Source organism: Pseudomonas brassicae (assembly GCF_010671725.1).
Lineage (GTDB): Bacteria > Pseudomonadota > Gammaproteobacteria > Pseudomonadales > Pseudomonadaceae > Aquipseudomonas > Aquipseudomonas brassicae.
Window position 1 is genome coordinate 1 of record NZ_JAAHBU010000196.1, and the last position, 11460, is coordinate 11460.

The 11460-nt window shown below is 65.5% G+C and carries 5 protein-coding genes and 1 pseudogene; 1 reads left to right on the top strand and 5 read right to left on the bottom strand.

What is annotated here, in order from left to right:
* The 4 genes from G3436_RS28305 to pvdO all read right to left on the bottom strand — a co-directional run.
* On the bottom strand, window positions 1–926 hold a 926-nt coding region (locus G3436_RS28305; RefSeq protein ID WP_338001263.1), incomplete at its 3' end, for a condensation domain-containing protein.
* Window positions 830–6169 (bottom strand): non-ribosomal peptide synthetase, encoded by a 5340-nt coding sequence (locus G3436_RS14855; protein WP_163946263.1) that lies wholly within the window; start codon window positions 6167–6169, stop codon window positions 830–832. The genes G3436_RS28305 and G3436_RS14855, both read right to left, overlap by 97 nt.
* A 119-nt stretch (window positions 6170–6288) precedes the next feature.
* Complete coding sequence (locus tag G3436_RS14860) at window positions 6289–7938, bottom strand: cyclic peptide export ABC transporter (RefSeq protein ID WP_163946266.1); 1650 nt, start codon at window positions 7936–7938, stop codon at window positions 6289–6291.
* 172 nt (window positions 7939–8110) lie between these two features.
* On the bottom strand, window positions 8111–8989 hold the full coding sequence (gene pvdO / locus G3436_RS14865; protein ID WP_163946269.1) for a dihydropyoverdine dehydrogenase: 879 nt from the start codon (window positions 8987–8989) through the stop codon (window positions 8111–8113).
* A gap of 189 nt (window positions 8990–9178) precedes the next feature.
* On the opposite strand from pvdO, the gene pvdP reads away from it, so the two are divergent.
* Window positions 9179–10810 (top strand): pyoverdine maturation tyrosinase PvdP, encoded by a 1632-nt coding sequence (gene pvdP / locus G3436_RS14870; RefSeq protein WP_163946272.1) that lies wholly within the window; start codon window positions 9179–9181, stop codon window positions 10808–10810.
* Between the two features lie 28 nt (window positions 10811–10838).
* On the opposite strand, the pseudogene G3436_RS14875 reads toward pvdP, so the two are convergent.
* Window positions 10839–11460, bottom strand: a pseudogene (locus tag G3436_RS14875) (TolC family protein); the annotation flags it as partial.

Sequence of the window (11460 nt, forward strand, 5' to 3'; positions counted from 1 at the left end):
GCGATCAGGGCATGGGCCAGTTGGTTGGCGCGGCTGTTCAGCTCGGCATAGCTCAGGTGCTGCTCGCCGAACACCAGGGCAGGTGCGTTCGGGGTTTGTTCGACCTGGGCTTCGATGAGTTGCTGGACAGTCTGATCGAGTGGGTACTCGGTGGCAGTGGCGTTCCAGGTCTCGATCACGCGCTGGCGCTGCGCGGTGTCGAGCATGTCCAGTTCGCCCAGGTGCAGGTGCGGGTTGTCGCTCATGCGCTCGACAAGGTTGAGCAGGTGCTCGCCGATCGACTGCACGGCTGCATCGCTGAAGTGCTGGTGCGAGTAGCTGGCATGGATCAGCAGGGTGGTACCGGCACTGATGGCCAGGGTCAGGGGATAGTTTGTCTGCTCGTGGTAACCGACCGTGCCGAAGGTCAGGCCGGCAGGTGCCTCCTGCTCGAGGGCCTCGGCCACCGGATAGTTCTCGAACACCAGAATGTTGTCGAACAGGGCTTCGCCGCGCTGGCCGGACCAGCGTTGAATCTCGCTCAGCGGGGTGTGTTCATGTTCGCGCAGGCCAAGGTTCTTGTCCTGTACTTGTTGCAGCCAGCGGGCAACGCTGGTGTCGGGGCGCGGGCTGGCGATGACCGGCAGCGTATTGATGAACAGGCCGATCTGCTGCTCCACGCCCGCGATATCGGCCGGACGCCCGGCCACGGTGGCACCGAAGCACACGCACGACTGGCCGCTGTACTGTTGCAACACCAGCAGCCATGCCGCTTGCACGAGGGTGTTGAGGGTGACTTTCTGTTGACGTGCAAAGTCGTTGAGGCGTTGCGTACGCTGGGCATCCCGGCTCAGGTAGCAGGCGCCATGGCCCAGCGCCTGCGTGCTGTTGGTGATCGACTGGGCCAGCCGGGTCGGCTCTTCCAGGTCGCCAGTTGCGTCTGCCAGTAGGCCTGGTCCAGCACGGCATCCTGGCGGCCCAACCAGCCGATGTAGTCGCGATAGCGGCCTGGTGAGGCCACCACGGTCTGGCCGCTGTAGCGCTGCAGTACTTCGCCCAGCAACTGCGAGGTGCTCCAGCCGTCCATCAGGATGTGGTGGCTGGTGTGGATCAGGTGGTGCTGGCCCGGTGCGGTGCACACCAGCACCAGGTTGAACAGCGGCGCCTTGTCCAGCGCCAGGTCCTGTTGCAACTGTTCAGCGGCCAGCGCGTCGAGTGCCCCGGCCAGGTCAGCGTGTTGCTGCCAGTCGAGCAGGGTGAAGGGGACGCGCATCTGCTTGTAGACCGCCTGCAGCGGCTGGGTCATTTCACCTTGCCAGAGGAAACCGGTGCGCAGGCTGTCGTGCCGGTCGACGGCGGCCTGCCAGGCATCGGCGAATGCCTGTGGGTCGAGCCCGTTGATGTCCAGGCGCATCTGGTTGATGTAGCTGCGAGCACCGAGGTCGTCGGCATCCTGCTCGTACAGGGTATGGAACAGCATGCCTTGCTGCAGCGGCGACAGCGGGTAGAGATCGTCGACCTGGGCCAGGTCGATCGGCAGGGCATCCAGTTGCGCCTGGTCGAGCCCGGCCAGCGGGAAGTCCGACGGGGTTGCACCCTGGTGGCGGCTATCGCAGCAATGCTCGATCAGCGCATCCAGCTCGGCAATGTAGTCGTGCGCCAGTCGTTCGATGACCTGCGGGGCGAAGCGGTTGCGGTCATAGGTCCAGCTCAGGCTCAGTTCACCGGCATACACCTGGCCGTTGATGCTCAGCCAGTTGCTCAGTGGTGCGCCGGCATCTTTCTCGGCGCCAGCGGCTTCGCCGGCAGGTACCAGCAGGGGCTGGCGGGCGTCATCGAAGCTGGTGTCGAACTGGCCGAGGTAGTTGAAGGTGATGCGCGCCGCTGGCAGCGCCTGCAAGGCATCGCGCGTGGCCTGCTCACCCAGGTAGCGCAAGGCACCGAAACCGATCCCCTTGTCGGGTACGCCACGCAGTTGTTCCTTGACCTGTTTGATCGTGGCTTGCAGGTCGTCAGCCGCCGACAGCTTGAGCGGGAAGGCGCTGGTGAACCAGCCCACGGTGCGGGTCAGGTCCAGCCCTTCATGCAGTTCTTCGCGACCATGTCCTTCGAGCTGGATGAGGTTGTCGGGCTGTCCGGTCCAGCGCGCCAGCACGCGGGCCAGGGCGCTGAGCAACAGGTCGTTGACCTGGGTGCGGTAGGCGGCAGGCGCCTGTTGCAGCAGGCGACGCGTGCGCCCGCTGTCCAGGTGAGCATCGAGCAACGCAACCTGTGCCGGCGCGTCAGTGACGCGCTGGGCATCGGGCAGGTCGGCGGCAATGGCCTGGTGCTGTTGCAGCCAGTAGTCCATCTCGCCGGCGGCCGCGCCCTGGGCATGCTCGCGCAGGGCGTGGGCAAAGGCCTGCAACGAACTGGTACGCGCCGGCAACTGTACAGGTTGGCCGGCCAGGCACTGTTGGTAGGCGCTTTGCAGGTCGTCGAACAGGATGCGCCAGGACACGCCGTCGATCACCAGGTGGTGGGCAACCAGCAGTAGGCGTTGCCGGCCATCGGCCAGGCTCACCAGCAGTGCGCGCAGCAATGGGCCGTGCTCGAGGTCCAGGCTGCGCTGGGCCTGTTCGCACAGTTGTTCCAGTTCGCGGTCATCCGCCGCCACTGCCCGTTGCAGGGCGTGATGGGTGGCCGCCGGTGCGCGGTAGGCACTGCTCCAGTCCTGAGCCTGTCGGGTAAAGCTCAGGCGCAAGGCATCGTGGTGGTTGAGCAGGGTATCGAGGGCTTGCTCCAGCACCAGAGCGTCGAGTGGCGCCCCGGCGGGCTTGAGCAACACCGACTGGTTCCAGTGATGGCGTGAGGGTACCGGCGTATCGAAGAACGCCTGCTGAATCGGCAGCAACGGCACCGTGCCACTGGCCGGCCTCTGGTCGATCACGGCGGCCTGGTCGTCGAATTGCGCAACCAGCGCCAGACTTTGCACGGTCTGGTGCTGGAACAGCTGCTTGGGGGTGAAACGGATACCGGCCTGGCGAGCACGGCTGACCACCTGGATGGAAACGATCGAATCGCCACCCAGTTCGAAGAAGTTGTCGCTCAGGCCGATTTGCGGCTGTTTCAGCACGTCCTGCCACAGGGCCGCGATCTGGCGCTCCATGGCCGACCGAGGGGCGGCGTAGGCGTGCTCGCCGTGGGCCGCGTCCGGCAGCGGCAGGGCTTTGCGGTCGAGCTTGCCATTGCGCGTGAGGGGCAGCTTGTCGAGCAGGACCAGGTGCGCTGGCACCATGTAGCCCGGCAGTTGCTGTTTGAGTTCAGTGCTCAGCGCCTGGCGCAGTCGTGCCTGCGCCTCGGCATCGGGCAACGGGTTGCTGGCGACGATGTAGGCCACCAGGCGCTGGCTGCCCAGGTACTCCGGTGCCAGCACCACGGCCTCGGCCACCTGCGGTTGCTGCAGCAGGCGGGCTTCGATCTCGCCCAGTTCGATACGCAGGCCGTGCAGTTTGATCTGGTGGTCGATGCGGCCGATGTATTCGATCAGGCCATCGTCGCGGTAGTGCGTCAGGTCGCCGCTGCGGTACAGGCGTTCGCCCTGGCCCGCGAAGGGGTCCGGCACGAAGCGTTCTGCGGTCAGCCCCGCACGGCCGTGGTAGCCACGGGCCAACGCCACGCCGCCGATCAGCAGTTCGCCGCTGACACCGATGGGGCAGGGGTTCAGGTCAGGGTCCAGCACGTGGGTGCGTACGTTGCTGATCGGCTCACCGATCGGCACGATCACCGCGTCACCGAGGGCCTGCACATGCAGGCAGCAGGTGTCGATGGTGGCTTCGCTTGGGCCGTAAAGGTTGTAGACATGTGCGTCGCTGACACCGCGCAGTTGCTGCACCAGCGCCGGGCTCAGCGCCTCGCCGCCGAGCAGGATCGCCCGCAGGCTGGCCAGTTGCGCGCGATCGGCCTGGCCCATCAGGGCCTGTAGCAACGAGGGCGCCGCTTGCAGCACGGTAATGCCTTGTGCCTGCACCTTCGGCCACAGCAGCGACAGGTCGTCGTTCAGTTCCGGGCTCGCCAGCACCAGTTGTGCGCCGTTGAGCAGTGGCAGCCAGAATTCCCAGACCGAGGCGTCGAAGCTGAATGCGGTTTTTTGCAGGACCCGATCATCAGCCTGCAACTGCAAAGTCTGTTGCATCCACAGCATGTGGTTGGTCAAGGCGCCGTGGCGTACCTGCACGCCCTTGGGGCGGCCGGTGGAACCCGAGGTGTAGATGATGTAGGCCAGGTTGTCTGCGTCGATGACCGGTGCCGGATTGCTGTCGGCGCCTGCCTGCGGCTCATCGTCAAGGTGATCCAGCAGCATGACCTGCAGTGTCTCGGGCAATAGCAGGTCGGGCTGTACCGAGGCCTGGGTCAGCAGTAGCGCGATGCCGCTGTGCTCGATCATGTAGGCCAGGCGATCCTGCGGATAGCTGGGGTCCAGTGGCACGTACGCGCCACCGGCCTTGAGTACCGCCAGCAGGCCGATCACCATCTCCAGGCTGCGCTCGCACGCAATGCCGACGCCGACCTCGGCACCCACGCCCAGTGCCATCAGGGTGTGCGCCAGGCGGTTGGCCTGCTGGTTGAGCTGCTGGTAGGTGAGTGTGGCGGTGCCCAGGCGAACGGCGATGGCCTGCGGGGTGGTACGTACCTGCGCCTCGAACAACGTTTGCAGGTTGGCGTGCGCACCAAAGTCCTCGGCAGTGGTATTCCAGGTGTCGAGCATCAGTTGCTGTTCGCCGCTGTCGAGCATCGGCAGCTCGCCGAGGCGCAGGTGAGGCGTGTCGATCAGGCCTTGTAGCAGGTGCTGCCAGTGGCCGGCGAGGCGTGCGATGGTCTGCGGCAGGAACAGTGCGGTGCTGTAGCTGAACGTGGCGTCGATCTGTTGCTGGCTGTAGTCGACTTCCAGCGACAGGTCGAACTTGGCCTGTTGCTGCTCGACGCCCAGGAACTCGACCGTCAGGCCATCCAGGTGCAACTGAGCAGCGTCCTGGCTGGCCACGCGCCAGTTGAACAGGGTCTGGAACAGTGGATTGGCCTGGGTGCTGCGCTGCAATTGTAGGTCTTCGAGGATCAGTTCGAGGGGGTAGTCGGCATGTTCCAGCGCCGCCAGCGACTGCTCGCGCAGGCGCTGCAGGAATTGCTGCGCAGGTTGCGCGCCGTCGAGTCGGGCACGATAGACCTGGCTGCTGACGAAGAACCCGACCAGCGCCTGTGTCTCGCCCTGGCTGCGGGTGGCGTTGGGTACGCCCACGGTGAAGTCGTGCTGGCCGGTGTAGCGCCCCAGCAGCAATTGCCAGGCACCCAGCAGCACGATGAAGGGGGTCAGCCCCTGTTGCTGGCAGAAGCGCTGCAGCGCGTTGCCCAGCGATACCGGCAGGCTGAGCACGTGGTTGCCGACCGGGTGCGCCTGGTCCGGGGTGCGCGGCTTGTCAAAGGGCAGGTCCAGGCTTGGCAGCTCGCCGTCGAGCAGTTGCTTCCAATGGCTTGCCGCCTGTTCGTGGGCCGCGCTGAGCGGGTAGTGCTGACGCTGCCAGTGGGCATAGTCGGCGTACTGGATCGCTGGCCGTTGCAGGCCGCTTGGCACCCCTGAGCAGCCTTGCGCGAAGGCGTGGGCGAGGTCCTGCAGCAGGATCGCATTGGACCAGGCATCGGACACGATGTGGTGCATGTTCAGCAGCAGCACGTGTTCAAGAGGCCCGGTGCGCAACAGAGTGCCGCGAATCAACGGCGCCACGCTCAGGTCGAACGGCTGCATCAGGTCGGCTTCGTGGTGCAGGCGTACTGCGTCGTCGCACGCACGGCTCGACAGCGCGCTCAGGTCATGCCGAACGAGGCTCAGCCGAGCCTGGCGGTCGACCTGTTGCTGGGCGAGATTGTCGACTTCGATGAAGCGGGTCCTGAGGATATCGTGCTTGTCGATCACCGCATTCAACGCCTGCTCCAGCGTGTCGGCATTCAACTGCCCGCTCAGGCGCAATGCGCGCGGCAGGTTGTAGGCGCAGCTGTGCGGGTCGAACTGTTGCAAGAACCACAAGCGCTGTTGAGCGAAGGACAGGGCGCTGGCGTCCTGTACCGAGCCGGCCTTGATTGCGTGGTCGGCGCCGGCTTCATCAGCCAGCAACAGGGCCAGCAGGTCGTCGTCAGTGGGGTGATTCATTTGATTCATGTCGATCTCGTCGCCGTCGGCAGAATTAAGCGTTGTCAGGAAGACGAAGGGCGACGAATGCGATTTAGTTGCAAAGGCGGGCAACGGCGAGCGACGGTGCGCTCGCCGGGGTACAACGGTCAGGCCAGGACTTTTTCGCTGATCACGCGGCCGCTGTGCATGCGCACCAACTGGTCGGCCACATCGAAGTAGCGGTCGTCGTGGGAGATCACGATGATGGTCTTGCCCAGGCGTTTGAGGTCAGGCAACAGCTCGGTGTAGAAGATGCGGCGGAAGGTCGGGTCCTGGTCGGCGGCCCACTCGTCGAACACCAGCACCGGGCGCCCATCGAGCCACGCGTTGACCAGTGCCAGGCGCTTGCGCTGGCCAGTGGACAGGTCGGTGGTGGTGAAGGCGCCATCACGCACGCTGACCTTGTGCGAGATTTCCAGGCGCTCCAGGTACTGTGCGGCATCGTCAGGCAGCGCGCCTTCGCGCTGCACCAGTTCATCGAACAGGAAGTAGTCGGCAAAGATCGTGGTGAACAATTGGCGGTAGTCGTCCAGGCCCTGGGCATCGACCGTGGCGCCATTGAGCAGGACCGCACCCTGTTGCGGGGTGTACAGCCCCAGCAGCAGCTTGATCAGGGTGGTCTTGCCGCACCCGTTCTCGCCCACGATGAACAGGATTTCGCCCGGCTCGATGCTCAGGTTGACCGGCCCCAGGCGGAACGGCGCCGCGCCGGGCGCAGCCGGGAAGCTGTACTGCACGTCGCGCATTTGCAGGCCCTCGAAGGCGCTGGGCGGCTTCTCGGCGGCACTGAGCAGCAGGTGCGGTTCGGGCGAGGAGAAACGCTCCGAGAGGTCGGCAATGCGGCGGAAGGCGATTTGCGCGCGGCTGATGATCGGGATGTTGCCGATCAGGTTTTCCAGCGGGCCTTTCATGTACAGCAGTACCAGCACGAAACCGCTCATGGCTGTGGGGTTGCTCGCGGGCCAGAAGGCTTGCAGGGCCAGGGCCAGGCCGATGACCACGAAGAACAGCATCGAGCCCAGGCTCTTGGCGATCACGAAGATGTTGATCGCGCGTACATGGGTTTCGCAGATGAAGTCGGCCGTGCCCTGGATGTTGCGGGTGAACATGGCATGCCGGCGTGGGCGATGGATACGCAGTTCCTTGGCGCCCTCGGCAATCGCCTGGTAGTGCTTTTGCAGGTCGTCTTCGGCGTCGCGCGCCGCGTGGAAGCCCTTGACCCCACGGCGTTGGGCGAAGAACTGCACCGCCGAGCCGATGCCGATGGCCAGCAGTGTCATCACGCAGATCGGCCAGGAGAGCATGGCCAGGTAGCCCAGGCAGCCGATCACCACGGTCAGCGAGATGGCCAGCGGTGCAAACGAGAAGGCGAAGTCGCTGATGGTGTCGACGTCGTGCGTCAGCACCGGGATCAGGCGGTGGGTGCGGTAGCGCTCGATCTGTTCGATAGGCGCAGCCAGCACCTTGGCGCCCAGGTCCTTGCGCAGCTTGGCGATGATTTTCTGGCCGACGTAGTTGCTGCCGATGTCGGCCACGATGGTGCTGAGCAGGGCCAGTACGCACAGGCCGGTAAACGCCAGGACCACGCCCTTGCCCATCCCGCCGGCGTCGTGCAGGCCCTGGTTGACGGTGGCCAGCAGGGCGGTGACGCTCAAGCCGCCGATGATGCCCAGGGTGATCGAGGCGATCACGATGGTGCGGTAAGGCCTGAGCAGGCTGAATAGATCGCGAATGGCGCTACGCGGTGCTGCGGTCATGAAACTACCTCGGTCGCGACGTGGCTACGTGCTATGGGCGAGTGGAGGCCCGCTGGCACACAGCAAGTGTGCGCACGGCGGGCTGTCTGAAACTGGACGATTGAATGCGCAGGGGATTTAGTCCGCAAGGGGCGGCCGGGCGCCCTGTGCTGAGCGGTGCCCGGCACGTGCGCTACAGGTCGCGCATCACGCGAAAGCCCAGCCAGTCGCCGGCGTTGTCTGCGCAGCGGTCGTTGCGGTTGCCAGAGCGCGAGAAGATCGGTGCTTCGGTCCAGTCGTTGCCGCGCATGTGGCGGTAGTCGCAGGACGGGTCGCGTTGCACGCTGTCGATCCAGGCGCTGCCGTCGGTGGGCGCACCGACGTAGTCGTCGTGCACGGTGTCGGCGACCCATTCGTAGACGTTGCCGTGCATGTCGTACAGGCCGAACGCGTTGGGCGCATAGCTGCCCACGGGCGCGGTAAAGCTGAAGCCGTCTTCCGGGCCATAGGTGTTGGCGTGCTTGGCGATGCTGTACGCCTTGCCTTCATCGAACGGGAAGGGGAAGGGGCCGGTGCTGCCGGCACGTGCCGCGTATTCGCGCACCGACTCGCTGAGCATGCGGTACGGCTTGCCGGTTTTCTTCGACAGCCAGTCGATGTAGCGCTGCGCTTCATGCCAGGTCATGCACACGGCGGGGTGGCGGGCGGTGGTCGGGTAGCTGGGGGTGCCGGCCGTGCATTTACGGCCGGGGCGGCTGTCGGCGTCGGGCATTCTGTAGTCGGTGTCGCGCAGGAACGTCTGCCACTGGCCCATGGTCACGGTGAAACGGCTGACGGCGAACGGCTTTTTGAAGGTCACCTGGTGCAGCGGGCCCTCGTCGGGTTGGCGGCCGACTTCGTCATCGGGCGTGCCCATGGTGAAGCTGCCGGTGGGCAGCACGACCATTTCCGGGCAGTCCTTGCAGTCCTGGAACACCTTGCCGGGGGCCAGGTCGGCAGCATGGGCGGCGGGCAGCAGGCAGGCAAACAGGGCGGCAAGGGCCAGGGCGTTGCGCCAAGGGGGCGTGATCATCTGGGGTCTCCATGAAGGACGAATCGCATCGCAGCCCCGCAGCGGGGTACGGGTGTGCTCCCCAGGAAGAACGAGCGGTGAACGGATTAATTTATCGGGCCGCTCGGGCAGGGCGGGCACTAAATTTCGCCCTCAAGCCTACGTCCTAGCTTGGATAAAGCCTGCTTCCAGGCTGATACAGGTAGGGCAATGACGATATCTCGACGAGGATTTGTCGCGGGCTTGGCACTCACGGGTGCCGCCGTGCCTGCGGCGCTGTACGCGCACCGTGAACTGACGCGACCGGAGTTTCCGATCACGCCGGGCGAGGCCAAGGTCGAGCTGGCGGACACACCGGGCCGGCAGTTGGCGGACCAGTTGCGCGGGGTGTGGAACCTGCGCCTGCACGGGCGCGAGGCCGGTTTGCGCGGGGTGCCTGCCGAGGGCCTGGAGGTGTTCATCGACATCGCGCCACGCGGGCGTGCGGTACGCGGTTTCATCGACACCGCACAGGCGCTGCGTGCGGCGCCCGCGCCACGCTACAGCCTGCTCGGCGACCTGGCCGCGCTCAAGCCCGATGAGCTGACCTGGCGTCTGTTCGACCGCGAGGTCGGGCCGCACCGCCCGGTGTATGAGTTGAGCATGGTGCTGGACGAGGTATGGGGCGAATTTGCCAACGCGGGCAGCGGCACGCTGACCGGGCGTATCCTGGACCTTGATCGCAGCCTCAGCCTGCCAGAGCAGGACAACCGTTTTGTCGCGACCCGCCAGCTGTTCCCGGAAGCGCGTGAGCGCATCGGTCTGCAGCCGGCCTTGCTGAACTGGCTGATTTCGGATGAGCACCGCCTGTTCCATCAGCTCTGGCACGCGTCGCGCGACCAGTGGCACGAGCTGCCCGAAGACAAGCGCAATGCGTTGCGCGGCCTCGGCTGGCAACCGGGCACACGCGACCTGGAGCGCGATGCGCGCGGGCCGAAGAAGGACCGCAATGGCTCCGGGGTGGACTTTCTGTTCATGCACCGGCACATGCTGCACACGGCGCGCTCGCTGCAGCACCTGCCGTCCTGGTCGCGCTTTCCGGCGCCGCAGCCTGAGCTCGAACGAGACCGCCCAGGCTTCGCCCGCTACTTCGACAACCACGACGGTTGCGCGGTACCGCCGACCTGGCTGGCGCCCGGTGACGACGAGTACACCCAGTGGGTCAGCGATATCAAGAACCCCGAGACCTACCATGCCAACTTCGAGGTGTGGGAGTCGCAGTACCGCGACCCGCGCTATCTGTCACGCCTGACCCTGGGGCAGTTGGGGTCGGAAATGGAACTGGGCCTGCACGACTGGCTGCACATGCGCTGGGCTTCGGTGCCGCGCGACCCGTCCAATGGCGCACCGGTACCGATGGCGCGCGACCTGGACGACTTTTCCGCACGCTGGTACGGGCCCGACAACGATTTTCTCGGCGATCCGTTTTCCTCCCATGTGAACCCGGTGTTCTGGCTGTTCCATGGTTGGATCGATGATCGCATCGACGACTGGTTCCGTGCCCATGAACGGTTCCATCCGGGCCAGGTCGTGCGCAACCGGGTCAATGACGTGCCGTGGTTCGCGCCCGGCCGCTGGGTGGACGTCGAGCAGCCCTGGCTTGGCCCCGTGACCCATGGCTGCAGCACCACGCCAGGCCTGCAGCCAGGCAAGAGTGTGGAGATGGACCCGGAAACCATGAAGTTGGCGCTGCGGGTGATTTTCGCCAACACCAAGGACAAGTCGCGCTTCGACGGCCTGTTGCGCCGTGTGCCGCAGCGGCCCTGGTATGCGCGTCACCTGGTGGTCACGCGCCGCAGTTGAAACCGATAGTTGAAACCGGCAGGTGTAGTCACTGCACCTGCCAACCCCCTCCCACCGCCTTGTACAACGCGATACTCGCCTGCAGGCGTTGCAGGTGCAGCAGCACGGCTTCGTCCTGGCTTTCATACAGCGTGCGTTGCGCATCCAGCACATTGAGCAGCAGTTCGGCGCCGGCTTCGTAGCGTGTACGGGCGATGTCGAACGCCTGCTGGGCCTGGCTGAGCTCGATACGTTGCCACTGGCGCTGGCGATCAAGGCCGTCGATGCTGTTGAGGGCCTTTTCGACGTCGGCAAAGGCATTGATCAGTTCGCCGCGGTACTTCTCCAGCAACTCCTGCTGCACGGCGGTTGCACGGTCGCGCTCGGCACCGAGCCTGCGGTTGTTGAAAATCGGCGCGCTCAAACCGCTGGCCAGGCTGTAGAACGGATTGCGCAGGACATCGGCCGCGGTGTTAGCCCCCGAGCCGAGGCCGGCGCTGAGGGTGACCTTGGGTAGCATGGCGGCGCGGGCGACGCGTACATCGGCCTGCGCGCCGCCAACCGCGCTTCGGCTGCGGCAATGTCGGGACGGCGGCTGAGCAGGTCGCTGGGCAGGCCGGCGGCGATGCCCGGGGCGGTATGGTGTTGAAGTCGCTGGCGCGAGGTCGAGC